The 24,610-nt window shown below is 74.1% G+C and carries 24 protein-coding genes; 16 read left to right on the forward strand and 8 right to left on the reverse strand.

Features of this window, described 5'->3' with window-relative positions:
* Positions 1-86: 86 nt before the first annotated feature.
* Together ACQP2F_RS20100 and ACQP2F_RS20105 are read right to left on the reverse strand one after the other, a co-directional pair.
* Positions 87-803, reverse strand: a complete 717-nt coding sequence (locus ACQP2F_RS20100) for an ABC transporter ATP-binding protein (RefSeq protein ID WP_433306176.1) — start codon at positions 801-803, stop codon at positions 87-89.
* Positions 800-1,393: a helix-turn-helix transcriptional regulator gene (locus ACQP2F_RS20105; protein WP_433306178.1), complete on the reverse strand. Its 594-nt coding sequence runs from the start codon at positions 1,391-1,393 to the stop codon at positions 800-802. Before ACQP2F_RS20105 ends, ACQP2F_RS20100 begins: the two co-directional genes overlap by 4 nt.
* Positions 1,394-1,544: 151 nt before the next feature.
* Here ACQP2F_RS20105 and ACQP2F_RS20110 point away from each other — a divergent pair, with 151 nt between their 5' ends.
* The 8 genes from ACQP2F_RS20110 (at position 1,545) to ACQP2F_RS20145 (ending at position 9,415) form a co-directional block, all read left to right on the forward strand.
* On the forward strand, positions 1,545-2,963 hold the full coding sequence (locus ACQP2F_RS20110) for a diguanylate cyclase (protein ID WP_433306180.1): 1,419 nt from the start codon (positions 1,545-1,547) through the stop codon (positions 2,961-2,963).
* Positions 2,964-2,973: 10 nt separating this feature from the next.
* Complete coding sequence (locus tag ACQP2F_RS20115; protein WP_433306182.1) at positions 2,974-3,291, forward strand: PhzF family phenazine biosynthesis protein; 318 nt, start codon at positions 2,974-2,976, stop codon at positions 3,289-3,291.
* Positions 3,288-3,428 (forward strand): hypothetical protein, encoded by a 141-nt coding sequence (locus ACQP2F_RS20120; RefSeq protein WP_433306184.1) that lies wholly within the window; start codon positions 3,288-3,290, stop codon positions 3,426-3,428. The genes ACQP2F_RS20115 and ACQP2F_RS20120 overlap by 4 nt, the downstream gene beginning before the upstream one ends.
* A gap of 68 nt (positions 3,429-3,496) precedes the next feature.
* Complete coding sequence (locus tag ACQP2F_RS20125; protein WP_433306186.1) at positions 3,497-5,590, forward strand: ATP-binding protein; 2,094 nt, start codon at positions 3,497-3,499, stop codon at positions 5,588-5,590.
* 92 nt (positions 5,591-5,682) lie between these two features.
* Positions 5,683-7,227 (forward strand): sensor histidine kinase, encoded by a 1,545-nt coding sequence (locus tag ACQP2F_RS20130; RefSeq protein ID WP_433306188.1) that lies wholly within the window; start codon positions 5,683-5,685, stop codon positions 7,225-7,227.
* 43 nt (positions 7,228-7,270) lie between these two features.
* Positions 7,271-8,104, forward strand: coding sequence for an alpha/beta fold hydrolase (locus ACQP2F_RS20135; RefSeq protein ID WP_433306190.1), 834 nt, complete (start codon positions 7,271-7,273; stop codon positions 8,102-8,104).
* Entirely contained in the window at positions 8,097-8,669 is a 573-nt protein-coding gene (locus tag ACQP2F_RS20140) for a WHG domain-containing protein (protein WP_433306192.1), read from the forward strand. The genes ACQP2F_RS20135 and ACQP2F_RS20140 overlap by 8 nt, the downstream gene beginning before the upstream one ends.
* Before the next feature lie 32 nt (positions 8,670-8,701).
* Positions 8,702-9,415: an enoyl-CoA hydratase/isomerase family protein gene (locus ACQP2F_RS20145; RefSeq protein ID WP_433306194.1), complete on the forward strand. Its 714-nt coding sequence runs from the start codon at positions 8,702-8,704 to the stop codon at positions 9,413-9,415.
* Here the strand turns inward: ACQP2F_RS20145 and ACQP2F_RS20150 are convergent.
* Entirely contained in the window at positions 9,388-10,140 is a 753-nt protein-coding gene (locus ACQP2F_RS20150) for a universal stress protein (RefSeq protein WP_433306196.1), read from the reverse strand. The two genes, ACQP2F_RS20145 and ACQP2F_RS20150, sit on opposite strands and share 28 nt — an antisense overlap.
* Positions 10,141-10,155: 15 nt before the next feature.
* A complete protein-coding gene (locus ACQP2F_RS20155; RefSeq protein WP_433306198.1) occupies positions 10,156-10,890 on the reverse strand; it encodes a hypothetical protein in 735 nt (244 codons plus the stop codon).
* 126 nt (positions 10,891-11,016) lie between these two features.
* On the opposite strand from ACQP2F_RS20155, the gene ACQP2F_RS20160 reads away from it, so the two are divergent.
* Genes ACQP2F_RS20160 through ACQP2F_RS20175 form a run of 4 tightly spaced genes read left to right on the forward strand, consistent with a single transcriptional unit; the run spans position 11,017 to position 16,044 of the window.
* Positions 11,017-11,877: a PfkB family carbohydrate kinase gene (locus ACQP2F_RS20160; protein ID WP_433306200.1), complete on the forward strand. Its 861-nt coding sequence runs from the start codon at positions 11,017-11,019 to the stop codon at positions 11,875-11,877.
* 30 nt (positions 11,878-11,907) lie between these two features.
* Positions 11,908-13,332 (forward strand): aminotransferase class I/II-fold pyridoxal phosphate-dependent enzyme, encoded by a 1,425-nt coding sequence (locus tag ACQP2F_RS20165; RefSeq protein WP_433306202.1) that lies wholly within the window; start codon positions 11,908-11,910, stop codon positions 13,330-13,332.
* Entirely contained in the window at positions 13,329-15,584 is a 2,256-nt protein-coding gene (locus ACQP2F_RS20170) for a molybdopterin oxidoreductase family protein (RefSeq protein ID WP_433306205.1), read from the forward strand. Before ACQP2F_RS20165 ends, ACQP2F_RS20170 begins: the two co-directional genes overlap by 4 nt.
* Before the next feature lies 1 nt (position 15,585).
* On the forward strand, positions 15,586-16,044 hold the full coding sequence (locus ACQP2F_RS20175) for a hypothetical protein (RefSeq protein ID WP_433306207.1): 459 nt from the start codon (positions 15,586-15,588) through the stop codon (positions 16,042-16,044).
* A 72-nt stretch (positions 16,045-16,116) separates the two neighbouring features.
* Here the strand turns inward: ACQP2F_RS20175 and ACQP2F_RS20180 are convergent, their stop codons facing one another.
* Entirely contained in the window at positions 16,117-16,947 is an 831-nt protein-coding gene (locus ACQP2F_RS20180; RefSeq protein WP_433306209.1) for a glycosyltransferase family 2 protein, read from the reverse strand.
* Positions 16,944-19,196 (reverse strand): catalase, encoded by a 2,253-nt coding sequence (locus tag ACQP2F_RS20185; RefSeq protein ID WP_433306211.1) that lies wholly within the window; start codon positions 19,194-19,196, stop codon positions 16,944-16,946. Before ACQP2F_RS20185 ends, ACQP2F_RS20180 begins: the two co-directional genes overlap by 4 nt.
* A gap of 112 nt (positions 19,197-19,308) precedes the next feature.
* Here ACQP2F_RS20185 and ACQP2F_RS20190 point away from each other — a divergent pair, with 112 nt between their 5' ends.
* Genes ACQP2F_RS20190 through ACQP2F_RS20205 form a run of 4 tightly spaced genes read left to right on the forward strand, consistent with a single transcriptional unit; the run spans position 19,309 to position 22,257 of the window.
* Complete coding sequence (locus ACQP2F_RS20190; protein ID WP_433307574.1) at positions 19,309-20,196, forward strand: acyl-CoA dehydrogenase; 888 nt, start codon at positions 19,309-19,311, stop codon at positions 20,194-20,196.
* Complete coding sequence (locus ACQP2F_RS20195; protein WP_433306213.1) at positions 20,193-20,912, forward strand: PIG-L deacetylase family protein; 720 nt, start codon at positions 20,193-20,195, stop codon at positions 20,910-20,912. Before ACQP2F_RS20190 ends, ACQP2F_RS20195 begins: the two co-directional genes overlap by 4 nt.
* Positions 20,909-21,589, forward strand: coding sequence for an SAM-dependent methyltransferase (locus ACQP2F_RS20200; RefSeq protein ID WP_433306215.1), 681 nt, complete (start codon positions 20,909-20,911; stop codon positions 21,587-21,589). Before ACQP2F_RS20195 ends, ACQP2F_RS20200 begins: the two co-directional genes overlap by 4 nt.
* Positions 21,586-22,257, forward strand: coding sequence for a glycosyltransferase (locus tag ACQP2F_RS20205; protein ID WP_433306217.1), 672 nt, complete (start codon positions 21,586-21,588; stop codon positions 22,255-22,257). The genes ACQP2F_RS20200 and ACQP2F_RS20205 overlap by 4 nt, the downstream gene beginning before the upstream one ends.
* Positions 22,258-22,359: 102 nt before the next feature.
* Here ACQP2F_RS20205 and ACQP2F_RS20210 read toward each other — a convergent pair whose 3' ends face one another.
* Positions 22,360-23,433 (reverse strand): sensor histidine kinase, encoded by a 1,074-nt coding sequence (locus ACQP2F_RS20210; protein WP_433306219.1) that lies wholly within the window; start codon positions 23,431-23,433, stop codon positions 22,360-22,362.
* A gap of 3 nt (positions 23,434-23,436) precedes the next feature.
* The gene (locus tag ACQP2F_RS20215) at positions 23,437-24,594 is read right to left on the reverse strand and encodes a sensor histidine kinase (RefSeq protein ID WP_433306221.1); all 1,158 of its coding nucleotides are present in this window, start codon (positions 24,592-24,594) and stop codon (positions 23,437-23,439) included.
* Between the last annotated feature and the right edge of the window lie 16 nt (positions 24,595-24,610).

Consider the following 24,610-nt stretch of genomic DNA (forward strand, 5'->3'; position numbering starts at 1 on the left):
CGGCCGGCCCGTGCTGTCCGGCCGGCCCGTGCTGTCCGGCCGGCCCGTGTTGTTTTGTCGGCCCGTGCTGCTTTGTCGGCCCGTGCTCATCGGTCGGCCCCGAGCAGCGACTCCGGGCCCGGCGGCGGGACGGTGTGGTCGATGACCCGGCCGTCGCGCAGGAACACCACGCGGTCGGCCCAGGCGGCCAGCTGCGCGTCGTGGGTGACGACCACCGCCGCCACCCCGCGCTTGCAGGCGGTCAGCATGAGCCGCATGACCGCCTCGCCGGTGGCCGAGTCGAGCGCGCCGGTGGGCTCGTCGGCCAGCAGCAGCCGGCGGTCGCCGACCACGGCCCGGGCGATCGCGACCCGCTGGCGCTCGCCGCCGGAGAGCTGGTCGGGGAAGTGCCCGGCCCGGTCGGCGAGACCCAGCAGCTCGAGCGCCTCGAGCCCGCGCTGCCGCGCCCGGCGGCCGCCGATGCCGTCCAGCTCCAGCGGCAGCGACACGTTCTCGGCCGCGGTGAGGCCGGGCAGCAGGTTGAAGTCCTGGAACACGTAGCCGATCGAGCGCCGCCGCAGCCGGGCCAGCTCGTCACGGCTCATGCCGGCGAGGTCGGCGCCGGCCACCCGCACGTCGCCCGAGGTCGGCGACTCGAGGCTGCCGGCGATGGTCAGCAGCGTGCTCTTGCCCGAGCCGCTGGGGCCCATCACCGCCACCATGCTGCCCGGATCGACGGTGAGGTCCACGCCGGCCAGCGCCACCACTTCGGACGGGCCCTGCCCGTACACCTTGGTGATCTCGCGCATCTCGAGAACGCTCATCGCCGGCCTCCCACCCGCCGTCGCAGCTTGGGCAATGGCCCGGTGGCCGCCGGGGCCGCCGGGGCGTCCTCGAGCGCCGCCCGCCGCAACCGCCCGTCGGCGCTGTCGAGCCAGCGGATCACCGAGTCGAGCCGGAACAGCTCGGCGTCGACCACCAGGGCGAGGCCGAGGTCGGCGCCGCCGTCGTCGTCCTTGAGCCGGGTCCACTGCTGCATCAGCTCGACCAGGTAGCGCCGGTGCACCTGGATCACGTCGTGCACGTCGACGCCGGGCATGCGGGCCGCGATGAGCACCTTGATGACCAGCTCGTCCCGCGGCGGCGCGGCCAGGTCGGGCGGCGTGCGCAGCCATCCCGACAGCTCCCGCGTGCCGCCCTCGGTGATCCGGAACCCCTTCTGCGGTCCCGCATCGGCGGCCTCGTCGTCGGACTCGACGAGCCCGTCCCGCTCGAGGCGCTGCAGTGTCGTGTAGACCTGCCCGACATTGAGCGGCCAGACCTCGCCGGTGCGCGCGACGAACTCCTCGCGCAGCTGAAGGCCGTACTTGGGCCCCTCGGCGAGCAGCGCCAGCAGTGCGTGCCGGACGCTCATGACATCGATCCTGCGCGTATCATGCTGAGAATAATACTGAGTATATAGGTTGATCGCCAGACCCGATTCGGTGTCGCGGTGGGCCCGTGTACCCGCGTGATCCATCTCATGGCGGCTCAAGGTCGGGAATCGTCAGTCGATTCGCAGCGGCATGAGCAGACGCGCTATCGGGATGCTCCTCATCGCGGGCGCCGTCGCCACCGTCGTCGAGGCGATCACGATCGATTCGACGACCGGCGACGTGTTCTACTTCCTGATCGCCGCACCGCTGTGTGTCTTGACGTGGTGGGCCGCGTTGCGCCCGCGCCCGGACGGCAACCGGGTGACCTGGGCGTTGCTCGCGCTCATGCAGACCGTCTCGGTCGCCGGGGACCTCGTGCAGACCTGGCAGTTCCACCACGGCGGCGCCCCGCTGGCCGGTCCCTCCGACGTGCTGTGGCTCAGCGCGTACCCCGTCCAGACGATCGCCCTGATCCGGATGGCCCGCCGCCGGGCGCCGGGACAGCTGCGGGCGGCCGCTCTCGACGCGCTGACGCTGACCACGGCCGCGGCCGTCGCGTCGTACCTCTTCTTCGTCGAGCCGCTGTTCCAGCAGGGCCGGCTGTCCCTCGCCGAGACGGTGGTGCCGGCCGCGTACCCGCTCGGCGACCTGGTCTTCCTCGCCGGCGTCCTGGTGCTGACCCTCTCGCCCGGGCGGCGCGGCGGACCCACGCGCCTGCTGCTGCTGTGGGCGAGCATCAGCCTGCTGACCAACCTCGGTTACAACATTCTCCCGTACGTCGTGGACGGCATCTGGGCCGACCGGCTGGGCGCCTTGGCGCTGTTCGCGAACGTCGTCATCACGGCCGTGGTCATGCACGCCGGGCGGGGGGAGCTCACCACGCCCGGGCCGCGGTCGACCAAGATGCATCCGGCCCGAGGCGTCTTCCTCGGGGTGGCGATGATGACCGCCCCGGCGACGGCCGTCGTGCACTCGAGCCTGCAGTCGCGGGCGTGGCTGGTCGTCCTGTCGGCGACCGGCGTCTGCGCGGGGCTGGTCGTGGCCCGGTTCATGATCGCCGTACGGGAGCAGGAAGGCGCCCAGGCGCAGCTGGCGTACCAGGCCCGGCACGACCCGCTGACCGGCCTGGCCAACCGCGCGCTGCTGGGCGAGCACCTCGATCGGGAGGGTCCGGCCGTGCTGCTCTATCTCGACCTCGACGGCTTCAAGGCGGTCAACGACGCCGAGGGCCACGACGCCGGCGACGCGGTGCTGGTCGCCGTGGCCGACCGCCTGTCCCGGGCCGTGCGCGCCGGTGACGTGGTCGCCCGTCTCGGCGGTGACGAGTTCGTCGTGGCCTGCCCCGGAGCCACCGTCCGCGACGGCATCGCCCTGGCCGAGCGGATCCTGCACGACGTGGCCGTCCCGGTACCGTTCCACGGCGCCCTGCTGTCGGTGGGCGCGAGCATCGGCATCGCCGTCCGCGAGCCCGGCCCCCAGTCGTCGCCGCTGGGCGCCCTGCGGTCCGCCGACGAGGCGATGTACCGGGCCAAGCGTCTCGGCCGGGGCCGGTGGATCCTCGCCGGTTAGGGTGGCGGTCATGACGGTCGCGTTCGCATTGGTCGATGTCTTCGCCGATCGGCCGCTCGCCGGGAACCCGCTCGCCGTGGTGCCCGACGCCGACCGGATCGACGAGGCCGTCCTGCCGCGCATCGCGGCCGAGTTCAACCAGTCGGAGACGACCTTCGTGGTCGCGCCGACCGTGGCCGGCGCCGACTTCCGGCTGCGGTCGTTCACGCCGGCCGGCGTCGAGGTGTACGGCGCCGGCCACAACGCGCTCGGCGTCGGGGTCGCGGCGCTCGGGGCCGACAAGCGGCTGCCGGTCGCCCAGGTGGTCGAGACCGGGGCCGCGGCGTGACCGGCGAGTCCGTGGCCGTCCTGCAGGGCCGGCGGATCGGCCGGCCCTCGCGGCTCGAGGTGCGGCTGGACGGCGGCACGCCGGTGCTGTCCGGTCGCGCGGTGGTGAGCGCCACCGGGACGCTGCGCCTTCCCTGATCCGGGCTGGTTCGTGTTTTTGCGCGATTGAGCTGCGGCAACGCCGGTGGCGGGTCGAAGGTTGACGGGTGCGGGTTGGCCGGTTGCCGCGGATGTGGTGGAGGTTCCTGGCCCTTCCGCTGGGGATCTGGCTGCTGCTGACCGCCGGCGGGACGGCCGGGCTGGCGCTGACCCAGCATCGCAGCCGTGAGGGTGTGGTCGACCGGTTCGAGGCCCGCCTGGCGCTGCTGAACGCCTTCGTCACCAGCTACACCGCCGATCTGGTCGAGCGCGAGCGCATCCAGGCCCAGGCCTTCCTGAAGGACCGGGTGGTGACCCAGCGCGCGTTCGCCCGCTCGGTGGCGGCGTTCGGCTACCCGGCGGCCGTCCTCCTCGACCAGCGCGGCCGGCTCATCCAGGCGGTGCCCGCCGACCCCGCCCAGGTCGGACACGATCTGACCGGCCGGTACGCGCATCTGCGCACCGCCGTGCGCGACGGCCGGCCGGCGATCTCGGCCGTGGTCGCCTCCGCCGTCCGCCGGGAGCCGGTGGTCGCGTTCGCGGTGCCGTTCGACACCCCGTCCGGGCGGCGGGTCTTCTCCGGGGCGGTCGCCATCACCGGGAGCCCGCTGTCGTCGTACCTCTCGTCGGCCTGGAGCCTGCCCGGGATCCGGGTGCAGCTGACCGACACGTCCGGTGTCATCGCGGCCAGCAACCGGGCGGTCGACACCGGTGCGCCGTCGCTGGCGTTGCACGACCACCCGCTGGCCGTCGCGCTGGCGAGCCGCCCGCAGGGCCGCTACCGGGCCGACGGCCGGTGGTGGCGGTACTCGTCGATGGCCGTGCCGGGCGCGCCGTGGCGGTTGTCGGCCACCGTGCCCGAGGACGTGCTCTACGCCTCGATCCGCGGCAACGAGATCGCCGGGCGGGTCGCCGTCGCCACCGCCGCCGTGGTCGGCTTGCTGGTCGTGGGCGCCTCCGCGCGTACCCGCCGGCACCGGCACGAATTGGGGTTGAGCGAGCAGCGGTTCCGGAAGGTGTTCGACCACTCGCGGATCGGCATGACCATCTCGGATGTGCGGGGCCGGTTCGTGCGGATCAACCCGGCCTTCGGGCGGATGCTCGGCCGGCCGCCCGACGAACTGGCCGGCCGGCACTTCTCGCACATCACCCACCCCGACGACCTGGCCCCCTGCCTCGAGCTGCTGGCGGACTGCGTGGCCGGCCGGATCGACAGCTTCGAGGTCGAGAAACGCTACCGGCACGCGGACGGCGAGCTGGTCGAGGTGATCGTGACCAGCTCCCTGATCCGGGAGCCGGGCGGACCGCCGCAGTTCTTCGCCACCCAGATCGTCGACATGACCGAGCGCCGCGCTCTGGAACGCGCCCGCGACCGGCAGCAGGCCGAGCTCGAGCAGTGGGCCCAGCAGCTGCAGCAGGCCAACCGGCAGATGGCCGACTTCATCGCGATGCTGTCGCACGACGTGCGGCAGCCGCTGACCGGCGTCGTCGCCCGGGGCGAGCTGCTGCTGGAGAGCTGGCCCGAGCTGGACGACGACGAGCGGACCCGCTACGTGCGGCAGATGACCAACGCCGGCCACCGCGCCGAGCAGCTCGTCGAGGAGATCCTCACGCTGGCTCAGCTCGACGCCGGCGCGATGGTCGCCCGCCCGGTACGCCTCGACCTGACCCACGCCGTACGGGAGGCCATCGCCGCGCTCGGCGCCGCGCCCGACCAGCCGATCACCGTGCTCGCCCCCGACCAGGTCATCGCCGTCGGCGACCCGGCACATCTGCGGCTGGTCCTCGGCAACCTGCTCAGCAACGCGCTCAAGTACGGGTCGCCGCCGGTCACCGTCACGCTGACCCACCGGCAGGACAAGGTCGACATCAAGATCACCGACAACGGCGAGGGCGTGCCGCCGTCGTTCGTACCGCATCTGTTCGAACGGTTCACCCGGGCCGACTCCGGCGTCGCGCTGGCCAAGCCGGGCACCGGCATCGGGCTCTACCTGGTGCGGCAGCTCGCCGACGCCAGCGGGATCGGCATCGCGTATCAGCCGCACCAGCCGCACGGCTCGACCTTCGTCCTGACCCTGCCCTGCCGCCCGGCCGCCGCCACGACCGGCGCCGCCGACCCGGAGTGGCGCCGGGGCCCGAGGGCCGTACCCACCGACGGCTGAGTCGATATTTGCTGCCGGGCAATCGCTCCATCACAATGGCGGCTGCCTCGGGGACACCCTTCAGCCTTCCCCGTGATCAAGCGGGGTGACCGATGGGGTTCTTCGACCTGCGCTCGTGGACGCTGCGTCGCCGGTTGGCGGCGCTGCTCGCCGGCGCCGGCATCGTGATGGCGGTCATCGGCGCGTTCGCGGCGGTCACCGCCGTCAGCGCCAACGGGCACCTCGACACGATCCTCGACAAGACCGGGCCGATGCGGGTCGCCGGCCAGGAGCTGTACTCGGCGTACCTCGACCAGGAGACCGGCGTCCGTGGCTACGCGCTCAGCCGGTCGGCGCGGAACCTCGAGCCGTACCGGCGGGGCGTCGCCTCGGAGCAGCAGCTGATCGCCCAGATCGAGTCGCTGAACGCCGGCGGCCGCGCCGCGATCACCGCCGACCTGGGCCAGGTCCGGGACGCGGCGCAGCGCTGGCGCACCGACATCGCCGAGCCGATCGTGGCCGCCGGTGATCCCGCCGGGCGGCCGTTCGACGAGGCGGCCGGCACCGCCCGGTTCGACGCCGTGCGCACCGCCGTCGACCGGCTCCAGGCCGACATCCTGACGCTGCGCAACGAGGCGGCCGCCGCCGCCCGGCGAACCGGCTCGGTCCTGGTGGCACTCGAGATCACCGCCGCGGCCGTGGTGCTGATCGTCGGCGCCCTCGTGCTGCTGCTGCTCGAACGGCTGGTCAGCCGGCCGGTGACCGAGCTCGCGGCGCAGGTGCGCGAGGTGGCCGGGGGCGACTACGAGCGCCGGATCGTCAGCTCCGGGTCGCCCGAGCTGCGCGGCCTGGCCGCCGACGTCGACACCATGCGCCGCCGGATCGCCGACGAGCTCGCCCGGGTACGCGCCGCCCGCGCCCAGGTCGAGTCGGCCCACGAACGGCTGGAGGCCAAGGCCGAGGAGCTGACCCGGTCCAACCGCGACCTCGAGCAGTTCGCCTACGTCGCCTCGCACGACCTGCAGGAGCCGTTGCGCAAGGTGGCCAGCTTCTGCCAGCTGCTGCAGCGGCGCTACTCGGGTCAGCTCGACGAGCGCGCCGACCAGTACATCGCGTTCGCGGTCGACGGCGCCCAGCGCATGCAGCGGCTGATCAACGACCTGCTGGCGTTCTCCCGGATCGGCCGGATCACGACCGCCTTCAAGCGGGTCGAGCTCGGCCGGGTACTGACCGAGGTGAGCTCGCAGCTGGAGCACCGGTCGGCCGGCGCCGCCATCGAGTGGGACGAGATGCCCGCGGTCGAGGGCGAGGAGCCGCTGCTCACCACCCTCTTCGTCAACCTGGTCGGCAACTCGCTCAAGTTCCGCCGCCCGGACGTGCCGCCCGTGGTCCGGGTCAGCACCCGCCGGGACGGCGACGAGTGGCTGATCAACGTGCGGGACAACGGCATCGGCATCGAGCCCGAGTTCGCCGAGAAGGTCTTCGTCATCTTCCAGCGGCTGCACCCGCGCGAGGCGTACGAGGGCACCGGCATCGGCCTCGCCATCGTCAAGAAGATCGTGGAGTACCACGGCGGCCGGATCTGGCTCGACCTCGAGGCGGAGGAGGGCGCGTCGATCTGGCTGGCGCTGCCGGCGTCCCTTGACGCGGCTGGCTAATGCCATTAGCTTAAAGCTAACGACATTAGCTATGGAGGTCGTCATGACCGAGTTCCTCACCGTCGACGGCGGCACGATCGCGTACGAGGTCAGCGGCGACGGGCCGCTCGTGGTCCTCGCCCACGGCATGGGCGACAGCCGGAAGGCCTACCGGTTCGTCGTGCCGCGGCTGGTCGCGGCCGGCTACCGGGTCGCCGCCGTCGACATCCGGGGCGCCGGCGAGTCGAGCGCGACCTGGCCGTCCTACACGCGTACCGACATCGCGGGCGACCTGCTCGCGGTGGTGCGGCACCTCGGCGGGCCGGCCGTGCTGGTCGGGCACTCGATCTCGGGCGGGGCGGTCACCATCGCCGCGGCCCGCGCGCCGGAGCTGGTCGAGGGCGTGGTCGAGATCGCGCCGTTCACCCGGTCGATGGCGATCAGCCTCGGCGACCTGCGGGTGAAGCGTTACCGCACCGGCGCCGTGCGGCTGGCGCTGACCGGCATCCTGGGCAGCGTGAAGTGGTGGCACAAATATCTCGACGTCGCCGTCCCCGGGCGCCGGCCCGCCGACTGGGACCGGCAGCTGCGCGACATCGCGGCCATGCTCGGCGAGTCCGGCCGGATGAAGGCGCTGCAGGGCATGGGCCGGTCGACACCGGCCGACGCCGGGGCGCAGCTGGGCAACCTCACCCGGCCGGCGCTGGTCATCGAGGGCTCGCTCGACCCCGACTGGGCCGACCCGCGGGCCGAGGGCGAGGCGATCGTCGCGGCGATGCCGGCCGGGATCGGGCGGGTCGAGGTCATCGAGGGCGCCGGTCATTATCCGCACACCCAGTTCCCCGACGAGACGGTCGCGCTGCTGCTGCCCTTCCTCAAGGCGTACGCCGGTGCCTAGGGCCGGGCTCGACCCGGCGGCCGTGGTGGCGGCCGCGGCCGGGCTCGCCGACGAGGTCGGGCTGGCCGGCGTGACGATGGGCCTGCTGGCCGAGCGGCTCGGCGTGCGCGCGCCCTCGCTCTACAAGCACGTCACCAGCCAGGCCGACCTCAACCGCCGGATCGCCGTGCTGGCCATGACCGAGCTGGGCGACGAGCTGCGCGACGCGCTGCAGGGCCGGTCCGGGCGGGAGGCGCTGGCGGCCGCGGCGCGCACGATGCGGGCGTACGTGGTGGAGCACCCCGGCCGGTACGCGACGATGATCCGCCTCGACGCCGCCTCGCCCGAGGACCCGGTGGCGGTGGCGAGCACCCGGGTGCTCGGCTCGCTCGCGGCCGTGCTGGCCGGCTACCGGCTCGACCCGGCCGACACCGTGCACGCCCTGCGCCTGCTGCGCAGCCTGTTCCACGGCTTCGCGGTGCTCGAGGCGGCCGGCGGCTTCGAGATGGACACCGACGTCGACGAGAGCTTCGAGTGGCTCATCGACTTCGTCGACCGGGGCCTCGGCGGGTCCTCGATCCGATAGCTCGCGCGGCCCCCGGCTGGCATCATCCGGTGATGATCGACCTCGAGGAGCGGGACGGGATCGCCGTCGTACGGCTGGCCCACGGCAAGGTCAACGCGCTCGACCTCGAGCTGCTGCGGTCGATCACGGAGACCTTCGCCGAGCTCGACCGGAGCGACGCGCCCGCCGTCGTGTTCACCGGGAGCGGCCGGGCGTTCTCGGCCGGCGTCGACCTCTGGCGGATCATCGACGGCGGCGCCGCGTACGTGCACGAGTTCCTGCCGGCGCTCGACGCCGCGTTCCTCGCGGTCTTCAGGATCGGCAAGCCGGTGGTGGCGGCGATCAACGGGCACGCCATCGCGGGCGGGGCGATCCTGGCCGCCGCCTGCGACCAGCGGGTGATGGCCGGCGGCACGATCGGCGTGACCGAGCTGCTGGTGGGCGTGCCGTTTCCGCCCAGCGCGCTGGGCATTCTCGGACACGCCTTCGGTGAGCGCCGGGCGCGGGAGGCGGTGCTGAGCGGCGTCACCCTCGCGCCGCCGGAGGCGCTGGCGGCCGGTCACATCGACGAGATCGGCTCGCTCGAGGCGGCGATCGTCCGCGCCGAGCGGCTGGCCACGATCCCGCCCGACACCTTCCGGCTTTCCAAGGACCAACTGCGCGCGGCCGTACGCGGTGAGCCCGACCCACGTGTGGAAGAGCTCTGGGTCCGGGCCGCCGAGGACGGCCGCATCGAGCGCTACATGACCGAAACGGTCAGACGGTGAGCGCGGCTTCGGTGGACGATCGCGACGTCGCCGGCGGCGTGCCGCAGCAGGTGCCGGCTGACCGACCCCAGCAGCATGCCCCGGAAGGCGCCGCGCCCGCGCGAGCCGACCACCAGCAGCCCGGCCCCGGCGCTCGCCTCGGTGAGAGCGGCCGCCGGATGCTCGGCCACCGCCTCGGCCGAGATCATGAGCAGCGGGTACTTCTCCCGCCAGGCGTCGACCAGATCGTCGAACGACCGCCGCTCGTCCGCGGGGATCGCCGCGGCATCCGCTCGTCCCTCGGCCCCGCGACCCGGCTTCCACGCCCGGATCACCCGTAGCCCGGTGTCGCGGGCGGCGGCCTGCTCGGCCGCGAACGCGAGCGCCTCCTCCGACTGCGCCGACCCGTCGACACCGACCACCACCGGTCCGGCGCCGCCGGCCCAGTGGGCAGGTGGGCCGGCTGCGGCCGAGGCGTCCGTGGCGGCGGGCGCGGCGGCTGTGGCGGTCGTGCCGGCCGTCGCGCTGGCTGTGGCGACTACGCGCGCCGTCGCGCCGGCTGTGGCGGCCGCGGTCGCGCCGGCTGTGGCGACTACGTGCGCCGTCGCGCCGGCTGTGGCGGCCGCGTCGGCGCTCGCGGCGGTGACGCCGGGCGGGCGGGGGCGCACGACGACCACCGGGCAGTGAGCGTGGGCGCTGACCGCGACGCTCACCGAGCCGAGCAGGTTGGCGACGGCGCTGTGCACCAAAGACCGGTCCGCTCAGGCCACCGGCGGAGGCGACGTGCGCAGGCAGCAGTCGCGGCAGATCTTCGGGATCGGCAGCGTGAACGCCAGGCAGCAGGTTCGGCGGCGGGGACCGCCGGGCAGCACCTCGACCAGATCGTCGAGGCCGAGCGCGGTCAGCAGGCGCACGGTCCCGGGCGGATCCGCGGCTCGCAGCCCGGTCGCCGCGACCGCCGCCGCCACCGAGCCGAGCAGGGTGCGCCGGCCCACGCGCGCCCGCTCGGCGATGGCATCGAGCACCGGCAGCAGATGCTCCTCGAGCAGCGAGCTCCGCATCGCGGCCAAAGGATCGGGAACCACCAGCAGATCACCGGCCCCGGCAGCCAGAGCGGCGCCGGGGGAGGGGCCGACGGCGACCGGGAGGCCGGCGCGCAGGCCGACCGTGACGAAGCCGGCGCCGTCCAGCCGGACCAGCACGTTCGCGGCGCTGAGCAGGGGCACCTGGCGGACGGCGAGCCAGCCGGTGACGGCCGGGAGACAGACCCAGTAGGTGTACGCCTTCCACGCCAGCGCCGCCGCGGTCGCCGGCCGGGCCCGCCAGTGGCGCTGCGCCTTGGCCAGCAACTCGTCGAGCAGGGGACCGCGCAGGGCAGTGGCCGGGTGCCAGCCGGCCTCGTGGCGGACGATCAGGTCGGGCGCCAGGCCGGGCAGGAGCGTGCTCGTGCCGTACCGGGCCCGCAGGCTCTCATTGATCTCCGGCAGCGGGCACACCACCGACCGTAACAGCGATCGCCGGTCGGGGCGATTCGCGCGCGCGGCCGCCGGTACGGTCCGCCCGGCCGGGGTACTCGGCGGCCGTGAGCATCGAGACATACCCGGTGACCGGGGACTGACCGCGTGACGTCACCGGTGGTCGTGGTGGTCGGCCAGCTGGCCCGCGACATCGTTCTCTCGGTGCCGGCGATGCCGGCCGGGGGTGCCGCGGCCGACGTCACGTCGAGGCGGGAGACGCTCGGTGGCAAGGGCGCCAACCAGGCCGTCGCGGTGGCCCAGCTCGGCGCCCGGGTCGCGCTGGTGGCGGTGGCCGGCGACGACGTCATCGGCGACCAGCTGCTCGGCCGGGCCGCCCGCGACGGTGTCGAGGTCTCCTGCGTGGTGCGCCGCCCCGGCACGCTGACCGGTCTGATCGTCGAGGCCCTCGAGGACGACGGCACCTGGCGTTACCTGCAGCACCTCCCCGAGCCGGTGCTGCTGACCGCGGGCGACGTCGACCACGCGGCCGACCTGCTGCGGCACGCCGGCGCGGTGATGGTGCAGGCCCAGCAGCCGCCGGCGGCGGTCGGCCGCGCCCTGCGGCACGCCCGCGAGGGCGGCGCGCTGGTCGTCCTCGACGGCGTGCCGGAGCCGGGACACCTCGCTCTTGCCGACGTGGTGCGCGCCGACGAGCAGGAGGCACGGCTGCTGGGCGGATCGGCGGACGACGTGCTGGCGGCCGGGCCGGGGATGGTCGCGTTCGGCGCCCCGAACGGCAACCTGTTCGCCTGGAAGGACCGGCGGTGGGGCGAGGGCGAGCTGTTCCTGCCGCTCGGCGACGGCCCGGTGGTCGACACCACCGGCGGCGGCGACTCGTTCACCGCGGCGCTCACCATCGCGCTGCTGCTCGGCGAGACACCGCCCGAGGCGGCCCGCCGCGCGGTCCAGGCCTCCGCCGCCACGGTCCGTCACCCGGGCGGACGGCCGGACCTCCGGGGTGTTTAGCCCGTCACACCAGTGGTACTCGGCCTCGCTATGGACCATGACAAGACCCCCGTTCTCGAAGCCATCGATCAGTACCGGCGGGGCGAGTACTACACGTTCGCCCTGCCCGGGCACCGGTTCGGCCGCGGCCTGGACAACCGGACGGCGGCGGTGCTGTCCCGGAGCACGTTCGAATCCGACGTGATCATGGCCAAGCAGGCGGTCTCCGAGGCCGAGGAGCTGATGGCCGACGCCGTCGGCGCCAAGCAGGCGGTCTTTGCGACCTGCGGGTCCAGCATCTCGATCCACGTCGCGATCCTGACCGTGACCGGGCCGGGCAGGAAGATCCTGGTCGACCGGAACGTGCACAAGTCGGTGGTGGCGTCGCTGATCCTGGCCGGCGTGCAGCCGGTCTGGCTGCGCCCGAGCTGGGACCACGAGCGGCAGATCGCGCACCCGGCGCCGGCCGCCGACGTCGAGGCGGCTCTGGAGCGCGACCGGGACATCGCCGCCGTCCTGATCATCACGCCGACCGAGTACGGCACCGGCGCCGACGTGCGCGGCGTCGCCGAGATCTGCCACCGGCGCAACCTGCCGCTGATCGTCGACGAGGCCTGGGGCGCGCACTTCCCGTTCCACCCGGACGTGCCGACCGCCGCCGTCCAGGCCGGCGCCGACCTGGTCGTCCAGAGCCTGCACAAGGCCGACGGCGGCCTGTGCCAGGCGTCGATGATCCTGGTCGGCGGCGATCGGGTCGACACCGTCGACCTCCGGCTGCGGCTCGACCTGATCACCACGACCAGCCCGTCGGCGCTGCTCTACGGCTCGATCGACGGCTTCCGGCGGCGCATGGTGCTCGAGGGCCGGCAGCTGCTGGACGAGGCGCTCAGCCGCGTCCGCGATCTGCGCGCCCGGGTGTCGAAGCTGCCGCATCTGAGCGTGATGGACGAGTCGATCAACGGGCACGACGGCGTGGCCGAGTGGGACCCGCTGAAGCTCAGCGTCGACGTCTCGGCCCTCGGCATCAGCGGCTACCAGGCCAAGGACTGGATGCAGGAGAAGCGGCGGCTCACCGTCCAGCTCGGCGACGCCCGCCGGGTGGTGTGCTCGCTGACCTACTCCGACGACGACGTCTCGTTCGCCCGGCTGGGCGACGCGTTCGAGGCCCTGGCCACCGACCCGCCGAAGGCGGACCGGCCGGAGCCGCGGGTGCCCGAGCTCGAACGGCTCAACCTCGAGCAGGCGATGCCGCCCCGGGACGCGTTCTTCGCCGAGACCGAGCAGGTCGCCGACCCGGCCGGCCGGATCAGCGCCGAGATGATCAGCCCGTACCCGCCGGGCGTGCCGGCCGTGCTGCCGGGCGAGCGGTTCACCGAGGAGGTCGCCGGCTACCTGCGGGCCGGCCTGGCCGCCGGGATGAAGCTGCCGGACGCGTCCGACCCGGAGCTGAAGACCTTCCGCGTGGTGCGGGAGTGACCGACCGGATCAGTGACCCGTGGGGCTCGCGCACCCCGTACCAGCCGGGGGCGCCCTGGCCCGAACGGGTGGACGCGCACACGGTCGCGGAGCCGCGGCAGTGGGTGCGGTCGGCGTCACTGCTGCACTCCAACGGCGATGCGATCGACATCGGCGTACGGGATGGGAAGATCGTCGGGGTTCGCGGGCGCGCCGCCGACCGGGTCAACCGCGGGCGTCTCGACCCCAAGGACGTCTACGGCTGGCAGGCCAACGCCAGCCCCGACCGGCTCACCCGCCCGCTGGTGCGGCGCGACGGCGAGCTCGCCGAGTCCACCTGGGACGAGGCCATGGGCCGGATCGTGGAGCGCTCGACGGAGCTGATCGGCACGGCCGGCGGCTGGGGCCGGTTCGGCTTCTACACCACCGGGCAGCTGTTCCTGGAGGAGTACTACACGCTCGGCGTCATCGGGAAGGCCGGCCTCGGCACCCCGCACATGGACGGCAACACCCGGCTGTGCACGGCCACCGCGGCGTCGGCGCTCAAAATCAGCTTCGGCACCGACGGGCAGCCCGGCTCCTACGCCGACGTGGACCACTGCGACGCGATCGCGCTCTGGGGGCACAACGTCGCCGAGACCCAGGCCGTGCTCTGGATGCGCATGCTCGACCGCCGGCGCGGCGCCGACCCGCCGGCGATGCTCGCGGTCGACCCGCGCCCGACGCCGGTCGCCCGGGAGGCGGACGTCCACCTGCCGATCCGGCCCGGCACCAACCTGGCGCTGATGAACGGGCTGCTGCGGATCATCCTGCACAACGGCTGGATCGACGAGCCGTACGTGGCGGCGCACACCCTGGGCCTGGACGAGGTGGCGAAGGTCGTCGACGCGTACCGGCTGGATCGGGTGGCCGAGATCTGCGGCCTCCGCCCGGCCGACATCGAGCGGGCGGCCGAGCTGGTCGGCACGGCACACCGGCTGCTGTCGACCGTGCTCCAGGGCTTCTACCAGTCGCACCAGGCGACTGCGGCGTCGGTGGCGGTCAACAACCTGCACCTGCTGCGCGGCATGCTGGGCCGGCCCGGGGCCGGGGTGCTGCAGATGAACGGCCAGCCCACCGCCGAGAACACCCGGGAGGCGGGCGCGGACGGCGATCTGCCGGGCTTCCGCAACTGGGACAACCCCGCACACGTACGCGAGCTGGCCGGGCTGTGGAATGTCGACTCCGGCACCATCCCGCACTGGTCGCCCCCGACGAACGCCATGCAGATCTGGCGTTACGCCGAGCAGGGCTCGATCAAGCTGCTGTGGATCAGCGGCACGAATCCCGCCGTGTCGCTGCCCGACCTGGCCCGGATCCGGCGCATCCTGGCCCGGCCCGAGCTGTTCGTGGTGGTGCAGGACATCTTCCGCACCGAGACCGCCGAGTTCGCCGACGTGGTGCTGCCCGGCGCCACTTGGGGCGAGAAGACGGGCACGTTCACCAACGCCGACCGCACCGTGCACCTGTCCGAGAAGGCCGTCGAGCCGCCGGGGGAGGCCCGGCCCGATCTCGACATCTTTCTCGACTACGCGCGCCGGATGGACTTCCGCGACCTCGACGGCGCGCCGCTGATCAAGTGGACCGACCCGGAGTCGGCGTACCAGGCGTGGCAGCGCTGTTCGGCCGGGCGCCCGTGCGACTACACCGGGATCTCGTACGAGCGGCTGCGTTCGTCGGACTCGGGCATCCAGTGGGGTGGCGACCGGCTCTACACCGACGGAACCTTCAACACCGCGCCCGACTACTGCGAGACGTACGGGCAGGAGCTGACCACCGGGGCCGAGCGGACCGGCGAGCAGTACCGGGCCCTGCGGCCGGACGGCCGGGCGTTCCTGGTCGCCGCGCACTACCGGCCCGCGCCCGAGGTGCCCGGCGACGAGTACCCGTTGCGGCTGGTCACCGGGCGTACGGTCTACCAGTTCCACACCCGGACCAAGACCGGTCGCGTGCCGGAACTGGACGCGGCCGCCCCCGAGCCGTGGGTCGAGCTGCACACCGCCGACGCCGGGGCGCTCGGCGTCGCCGACGGCGAGACCATCCGCGTCGTGTCCCCGCGCGGCGCGATCGAGGTGCCGGCCCGGCTCTGCGGCATCCGTCCGGGGACGGTGTTCGTGCCGTTCCACTACGCCGGGCAGGCCGCCAACGAGCTGACCATCACGGCCTGGGACCCGGTCTCGAAGCAGCCGATGTTCAAGCTGGCGGCCGTCCGGGTGGAGAGGATCGAGGCCTGACATGCACCTGGCGCACTATCTCGGCCTGCTGCACAAGGCCCAGGACAGCCTCGCCGCCGCCTTCCGCGAGGTGGCGTCGGCGCACGCCGAGGAGGTCGACGTCGCCCACCAGTGCGAGCAGCAGGCCACGTTGTGCGACGAGCGGGCGGCCAAGCTGCGGCCGTTCGCCGACCGGTACGCCGAGGACGCGCCGGAGGAGCCCGAGCGCCTGCATTCCGAGCTGTTCCGCGGCACCCGTACCGGCGGCATCGGCCTGCTGCGCGACCTGCAGGACCTCTACCTGATGGCATCCGAGTGCGACATCTGCTGGACGCTGGTCCGGCAGGCCGCACAGGGCCTGCGTGACAACGAGCTGGTCGCCACCGTCGAGGAGTGCGACGCCGGCACCGCGGTGCAGTTGGCCTGGTTGCGCACCCGCATGAAGGCCGCCGCCCCGCAGGCGCTGGTGGTAGCCGAGTAGGCCGTCGGCGTCGGCGTCGGCGTCGGCGTCGGCGTGGGCGCCGGCGCCTCGCCCGCCGCGTGGGCTTCTGGGCTAGGTTCCTAGGATGCTCAGGCCGTTCTCCACCTCGTGCGGCAACACGCGCCGATGACGTAGCGCCCACGGCAGGTGGGGCAGGACGGCGGCCACCGCGAGCGGGTCGGTGCGGGCGGCGGCGCCGAGGGCGTCGGCTATCACCGATGGTGGGCGGCGCAGCAGGGCGGTCAGCACGCGGTTGCGGGCCTCGCGACGGCGGCGGGCTCGGGGCTTGCGGCCCGCGGGGGACGGGAAGTGGTGCACGACCAGGTCGGGGCGATAGCTGAGCTGCCAACCGGCGGCCGCCAGGTCGGCGGCGAGCAGGGTCTCCTCGCCGTACATCAGCAAGCGGGGCTGGAAGCCGCCGGCCGCGAGGAAGGCGTCTCGCCGGACCACGACGGCGCAGGAGAGGAAGCCGAGGACCGCCGGCCCCGCGCCGCCCGGCGGAATGCCGAGCGGCGCGGTGGCCATGGCCGCCGAGGTCGGGTCGAGCCGGCCCGACGGCCCGACCCGTACCTCGGCGGTGAGCAGCGCTGTCCGCGGATGTGAACGCAGCAGCGCCGCCGCCCGGGTGAGGGACCCGGGCTTCCAATAAGAATCGTCGTCGGCGAAGGCCACGAACGGGGTCTCCGCCCGCTCCACGCCGATGTTGCGGGCCGCCGCGCCCAGGTTGCGGCCGAGGCTGATCAGTCGTGCGCCCTCGACCTCCGGCGGCTGCCGGGAGCCGTTGTCGACCACGATCACCGGGGCGCGGTGGTGCGGCAACGTCTCCCGCAGCTGGTCGGGGCGGTCGCGGGTGGCCACGACGAGGGTCACCTCGTCGGTCTCGAGCGCGGCGGCGAGTGTCATGCGACGGTGGCCGGGAAGCGTTCCCACGCCCGGTGGGCGGCCAGCAGCGGCGACAACGCGTCGAGCACCGCCGTGGCGGAGTCGGCGGCCACGACGCCGGGGGTGCCGGCGATGCCGGCCGTCTCGAGCACGGCCTGGCCGGCGCCCCACGCGCCGATCGCCTTCGCGTGCCGCCACGCCTCCTCCGCCAGCAGCAGCACGCGGGGGTCGACGGCGGCCGCGACCGGCGCGCCGGCCTTGGCGTCGCGGGCCGCCACCGCGTCGGGGGCCGGCGACGGCGCGGCGGCGAACAGCAGCGCGTCGAACTCCACCGAGCGGGCGGTGGCGAAGGTGCGCTGCACGGTCAGGCCGCCGGCGGTGCCACCGTGCGGGGCGATGATCAGCGGCAGCGCCCCGGCCGCCAGGATCGCCTCGCGGACCGTGCCGGCGCCGTCGGCCCCGTCCTCGCCGACCACGATGCCGATCATCCGGCCGTCGGCCGGCCACACGTTGCCGACCTGGGAGAGCGCCGGGCTCGGGTCCGGCTCCTCGAGCGTGATCGACGGCTGCGGCGCGGGCAGGCCGAGAGTGGTGGCGACCTGCGCGCACAGGTCGGCGTCGATGTTGGCGAGGCAGAGCAGCTGCCGCTCCTTGATCGCCTGCTCGTAGCACTTGCCGAGCTCGAACGCGTACGCGTTGACGATGTGCTCCTTCTCGACCGGCGTCATGCTGCGCCAGAAGAGGCGGACCTGGCTGTAGTGGTCGTCGAAGGACACCGGGTTCGCCCGGATCTTGGGCGCCTCCGCGACCCGGACCGGCACGTCGACGAAGGCGCCGTCGGTCGTGGTGAACGGGTTGCCGCCGTCCAGCGAGTTGGGCCGGTAGGGCGCGACCCCGGCGTGCACGGCGTGCTGGTGGAACCCGTCCCGGAGCATGTCGTTGACCGGGGCGTGCGGGCGGTTGATCGGGATCTGCGTGAAGTTGGGCCCGCCCAGCCTGGTCAGCTGCGTGTCGACGTACGAGAAAAGCCGCCCTTGAAGCAGTGGGTCGTTGGTGACGTCGATGCCGGGCGGCAGGTGCCCGAGGTGGAACGCGACCTGCTCGACCTCGGCGAAGAAGTTCGTCGGCGTCCGGTTGAGCACGAGCCGCCCGATCGGCTGCACCTCGGCCAGCTCCTCCGGCACGATCTTGGTGGGGTCGAGCAGGTCGATCCCGGCGAACGTCTCCTCCGGCGTGTCCGGGAAGACCTGCACGCCCAGCTCCCACTCCGGGAACGCGCCGGCCTCGATCGCGTCGTAGAGGTCGCGGCGGTGGAAGTCGGGGTCGACGCCGCTGATCAGCTGCGCCTCCTCCCAGGTCAGCGAGTGCACGCCGAGCTTGGGCTTCCAGTGGAACTTGACCAGAACGGTCTCGCCGGCGTCGTTGACCAGCCGGAACGTGTGGACCCCGAAGCCCTCCATCATCCGGTACGAGCGGGGGATGCCCCGGTCCGACATGTTCCAGATGGTGTGGTGCTGGGCCTCGGTGTGCAGCGAGACGAAGTCCCAGAACGTGTCGTGCGCGCTCTGCGCCTGCGGGATCTCCCGGTCCGGGTGCGGCTTGCCGGTGTGGATGATGTCCGGGAACTTGATCGCGTCCTGGATGAAGAACACCGGGATGTTGTTGCCGACCAGGTCGAACGTGCCCTCGGCGGTGTAGAACTTGGTCGCGAAGCCGCGGGTGTCGCGCACGGTGTCGGCCGAGCCCCGGGAGCCGAGGACGGTCGAGAAGCGGACGAAGACCGGCGTCTCCACGTTCTTCTTGAGGAAGCCGGCCCTGGTGATCGGCCCGGCGGTGCCGTAGGCGGTGAACACGCCGTGCGCCCCCGCGCCGCGGGCGTGCACCACGCGCTCCGGGATCCGCTCGTGGTCGAAGTGCGTGATCTTCTCGCGGAAGTGGTGGTCCTGCAGCAGGATCGGCCCGCGCGGCCCGGCCTTGAGCGAGTGGTCGGTGTCGGCGAGGCGGGCACCGTTCGCGGTGGTGAGGTACGCGCCCTGCTGGCCCTTCGCGATCGGCGGCACCCCGGTCTCGGCGCCGGTCGGCGTGACCGTGTCGGGCGTCCCCTGCTCCTTCTTGGGCGGGAGCGGCTCGACCGGCGTGCTCGGCTCGTCGACGGAAGGTGTGCCGCTGCCCGGCGCGCCGGGGACGGTCGGGGTGAGGGCGTCGGCCACCTTCGCCGCTGCTGCCTCCACGACGTTCTTGACCGCCTCGACGGGCTTGCGCGATTCCATGCTGCTCCTTGAGGTCGCGGTACGGAGCCCGCCGAATACCCACCTCAAATCGGACCTAACATTCGTCCCGGGATTGAGCTTGCGGCCACCGGGTATCTCGCCGCCCGTGCTGATGATCGAGCTACCGGCCCTGCCCCTTCCCGGGCACGGCGCCACCCTCGAGCGTTTCCGGGGCCTGGCCGCGCTCGCCCGCGAGGACCTGGTGAAGGCCCGGCTGGCCGAAGGCCATCTCGACGCGGTGGCCATCCTCGCCGAGCTCGGCGGTTCCGCTCTCCCGGCGAGCGCGGGGGAGCGCTGGGGCGTCTGGGCGGCGGCTCCCTCGTCCGTACGCGCGGAGCACGCCGGCGGCGGTTGGCGGCTGACCGGCGACCGGCCGTGGTGCTCGGGCGCGGCCTGGTGCACGCATGCGCTGGTGACCGCGGTGGCCGGCGACGGGCCCCGGCTGTTCGCCGTGCGCAACGAGGCGCCGCACGCCGTACCGCTCGACGACACCTGGCCGGCCGTCGGCATGGCCGCCAGCGACAGCCGCACGGTGCGCTTCACCGGCGCGCCGGCCGAGCCGGTCGGCGGCCCCGGCGACTACGTCGGCCGGCCCGGCTTCTGGCACGGCGGCGCCGGCGTCGCGGCCTGCTGGTACGGCGGCGCCCTCGGCATAGCCGATCGGCTGTACGCCGCCGACGATCCCGGCCCGCACGCGCTCGCCCACCTCGGCGCGGTGCACGTCGCGCTCGGGGCGGCCCGGGCCGTGCTGCACGAAGCGGCGGCCGCCATCGACGCCGACCCGAAGCGCGACGCCCAGGAGCTCGCGGTCCGCACCCGGCTCACCGTCGAGGCGGCCGCGACCGAGGTCCTCGACCGGGTCGGGCGGGCGCTCGGCGCAGGCCCGCTGTGCCGGGACGCCGCGCACGCCCGCCGCGTCGCCGACCTGACCGTCTACCTGCGACAGAGCCACGCCGAGGGCGACCTCGAGCAGCTCGGACGGCTGGCCACCCCGTGGTGACCGCGATCGTGGGCGACGGCACCCCGGAGGCCGACTGGCAGTCCTGGCCGGCCATGACCACGTGGCCGGAGCTGACCCTGGATCCGCCGGCCCCGCCGGTGGTCGTCGCGCCGCACCCGGACGACGAGATCCTCGGCGTGGCCGGCCTGATGCACCGCCTCGGCGCCGCCGAGCTGGTCGCGGTGACCGACGGCGAGGCCTCGCACCCCGGCTCGACCGTCTACACCCCGGCCCGGCTGGGCGCCCTGCGCCGCACCGAGACCGCCGACGCGCTCGGCCGGCTTGGCCTCGGTGCGATCCCCGTCCATCACCTGGCCCAGCCCGACGGCGGCATCGACGAGGACGCGCTCACCACCTTCTTGACCTCCCTGCTGGCGCCCGGCCGATGGTGCCTGGCGACCTGGCGCGGGGACGGCCACCCCGATCACGAGGCGGTGGGCCGGGCCGCCGCCCGCGCCTGCGCGGTCACCGGCGCCCGGCTGCTCGAATATCCGATCTGGACCTGGCACTGGGCCGGGCCCGGCGACGACCGGGTCCCCTGGCACCGCGCCCGCCGGATCCCGCTGAACCCCGGGACCATGGCGGCCAAGGCGGCCGCGATCGCCGCGTTCCCCAGCCAGATCGCCCCGCTCGGCCCGGCCGAGGCCGACGCGGCCATCGTCCCGCCGCACGTGGTGGCCCGATTCACCCGCGCGTTCGAGGTGGTGTTCGCGTGACGACGCCGATCGGCTACTTCGAGGGCATGTACGCGGCCAGTCCCGACCCGTGGAGCTTCGAGACGCGCTGGTACGACGCCCGCAAGCACGCGCTGACGGTCGAGTCCCTGTCCCGGCGCCGCTACCGGTCGGCGTTCGAGCCCGGCTGCTCCACCGGCATGCTGACCGCCCGCCTGGCCCGGCGATGCGACCGGCTGCTGGCCGTCGACGCGATCCCGGCCGCGGTGGCGGCGGCGGCCGCCCGGGTGGCCGCGTTCCCGCACGTCACGGTGGAGACCGCGCAGATGCCGCGGGACTGGCCGGACGGCCCGTTCGACCTGGTCGTCCTCTCCGAGCTCGGTTACTACTTCGACGACGCCGACCTGACGACGCTGCTCGACCGGGCGACCGCCACCCTCGAGCCCGGCGGCGACCTGGTCGCGGTCCACTGGCGGCGGCCGGTGAAGGAACACGCCCGCCCCGGCGACGACGTGCACGCCCGCCTGGCCGCCGTGCCCGGCCTGGCCCGGTTGGCCCGGCACGAGGAGGCCGACTTCCTGCTCGAGGTCTTCACGCGGATCCCGCCCGCGGACCGCCCGGCGGGCGGGTCCCGCTCGGCGGACGATTCCCGCTCGGTGGCCGATTCCCGCTCGGTAGCCGAGGCTCGCTCGGTGGCCGAGCGGGAAGGCCTCGCGTGAACCGGATCGCCGTCGTCGTTCCGGCGCACGACGAGGAGTCGCTGCTGCCCGGCTGCCTGGCGTCGCTGCGCGCGGCGGCCCGCCTCGTCCCGGTGCCGGTCGAGCTCGTCGTGGTCGCCGACGCCTGTGCCGACGGCACCGCCACCGTGGCGGCGGCCGCCGGCGCCGAGGTGGTCACCGTCGACGCCCGTAACGTCGGCCGGGCCCGCGCCGCCGGCGTGGCTCACGCCCTCCGCGACGGTCCCGAAGACCTCTGGGTGGCGAGCACCGACGCCGACAGCCGGGTCGACCACGGCTGGTTGCGCTGGCAGCTCGCCCACGCCGCCGCGGGCGCCGCCCTCGTGGCCGGGACCGTCCGCGTCGACGACTGGTCGGGCTGGCCACCGTGGCTGCCGGCCCGCTACGAGTCGCGCTACCGCCGCGACCGGGCCCACGTGCACGGCGCGAACCTGGGCTTCGCCGCCCGCGCGTACCGGATGGCCGGTGGTTTCCCAGCCGTCACCCACGACGAGGACCAGCTGCTGGTGTCCCGCTTCCGCGCGATCGGCGAGCGGGTCGTCATCGACGGGACCTGCCCGGTGCGCACCAGCAGCCGCCCCGACGGGCGCGCCCCGCACGGCTTCGCCGCCCACCTCGCCACTCTGGCCGCCACGACCGCCGCGGGATGACGGCGAACCGCGCGTGCCCCCGGGATCGCTCTGCTCACCGATACGCTGCCCCGCCTGCCATCGCCGGCGGTCGGCCCGGCCGAGAACGGCCCGCCCCGCCGTTCAGGTCAGCGTCGCCCGCACCCGCCAGCCGCCACCGGCCGCCGGCCCGGCCGCGAACTGGCCGCCCCGCTCCTGCACCCGCTCGCGCAGGCCGGTCAGGCCGCGCCCGGTGCCGGTCACCGCGGGCTGGTCGCCGGTCGCGGGCGCCGGGCCGTTCTCGACGGTGACGGTCAGTCCACGATCACCACCGCCGACCACCACGCGCACGGCCGAGCCGGGCGCGTGCCGCAGCGCGTTGGTCAGGCTCTCCTGCACCACCCGGAACGCCAGGTGCGCGGCCGGCGCGGCCACCCCCTCGCGGTCGCCCTCGAACCGGCACCTGACGTCCAGGCCGCTTCGCGCCGCCCGGGCCACCACCTCCTCGATCAGCGCGAGATCGGGACCGCCGACCTCGGTGCCGCCGAGCAGGTCGACCAGCCGGCGCAGGTCCTCCCGGCCCTGCCGCGCCGACTCGGCGATCGCCCCGAACGCCTCGCCGGCCGCCACCGGGTCGCGGTCGACCAGCCGCTGCCCGGCCGCGGCCTGGATGACCATCACGCTGATCGCGTGGCCGACGATGTCGTGCAGCTCGGCCGCGATCCGCGCCCGCTCGTGCCGCAGCGCCAGGTCGGCGAACAGCTCGCGCTCCTCCTCCAGCTCGCGCCCGCGCTGGGCCAGCTCCTCGGCCGCCTCCCGGCGCAGCCGCAGCACCGTCCCGGCGAAGAAGCCGGGCACGCTGAACATCAGCAGCGCCACCGGGCTGCTGTCGAGCTGGATCAGGTAGAGCACCGCATCGAACGCCAGCAGCCCGGCCCCGGCCAGCCACGCCGCCCGCCCGCTCCACGCCAGCGCCGCCACCGTGGACAGCAGCGCCATCAGGACGAACGCCAGCTCGGGGAAGTATCCGCGGTCGCCGAACGCGGCCACCGCCAGCCACAGGGCCCCGCCGGTGACGACCACGACCCGCGGATGCGAACGCCACCACGCCAGCGTCAGCCCGCTCGCCGCCAGCAGGACGGTGCCCACCGACCACCCGCCGTGCACCGCGGTCGGCACGACGACCACCAGCAGCACGAGCAGAGCCGCCGCGAGCACGGCTCACCCCGGCACGGGCAGTTGCGCCACCACCCGGGCCTGCCCGCGCGCGACCTTCACCGCGACCGAGCCGTGCAGCAGCTTGGCCCGTTCCCGGGCCCGGGCCACCGCCGCCTTCATGTCGGCGCCCCGCCCGACCGCACCGCGCACCTGGATCTCCAGCGCGTCGTCCTCGAACCGCACGGCCACCTCCACCGGCTCGTCCGGACGATCGGCCAGCGCGGTCACCACGTACTCGACGATCCGGTACGCGGACAGCTCGACCGCGGCCGGCAACGAGCGGGGGTCGCCGCTCACCGTCAGCCGCGACCCCGGCGACCGGTGGCGCGCCAGCAGCGCGTCCAGGTGCGCGACCGTCGGAGCCGGCGCCAGGTCGACCTCGCCGCCGCGCAGCAGCCCGACGATCTCCCGCATGTCGTCCATCGTCCGCCGGCTGCCCGACTCGATCTCCGCCAGCAGCGCGCGGGCCTGTGCCGGCGGGAGCCCGGGCGCCGACTCGGCCGCGGCGGTCAGCTCCGCGAGCCGTTCCTGCAACATGCCGTCGAGCTGCCGGGAGAGCCGCGCCCGGTCGTCGGCCACCATCAGCGCGGCCCGTTCGTCGCGCAGCTGCCGCAGCTCCTCGTCGCGGTCGCGCAGCTGCTGGTTCAGCGTGCTGCGATGCCGGGCCGCGCGGCCCACGCCGAAGATGATCAGCACGACCGGCAGGGCCAGGGGCAGGGCGGGAGGCCCGGCGGTCGCGTCCACGACCAGCACCGCCACGACGAGCGCCGCGGAAAACCCGCAAACCACCCATGCCCGCGTACGGCGATAAGCCAGCGCACCCAGGAACACCAGCGTGAACGCCACCGGCAGCCCGGCGCCACACCGGGTCACCCACCCGAAGAGCAGATCGTGCAGGACCATCACGGCCAGCACCACCGCGGTGACCGTCAGGACGCCGCGCCGCCACCACAGCACCGGGATCGTCGCGCCGAGGAACACCGGCAGCATCCACCACGAATGACCGTCGATCGGGTGGACCATCGAGCCGGTCGCCACGTCGCGGGCCGTCTCGGCGTCGGTGACGGCGATGTTGCCGTACATCAGGACGGCGCCCAGCGCGGTGAGGACTCCGGCCAGGAGCCAGTCGCGGGCCCGCACCCCGCGGAAGACCTCACCCATCGCCGTTCTCCTTCGC

Origin of the sequence: Actinoplanes sp. CA-030573, from assembly GCF_050951115.1 — a bacterium.
Classification (GTDB): Bacteria; Actinomycetota; Actinomycetes; order Mycobacteriales; family Micromonosporaceae; genus Actinoplanes.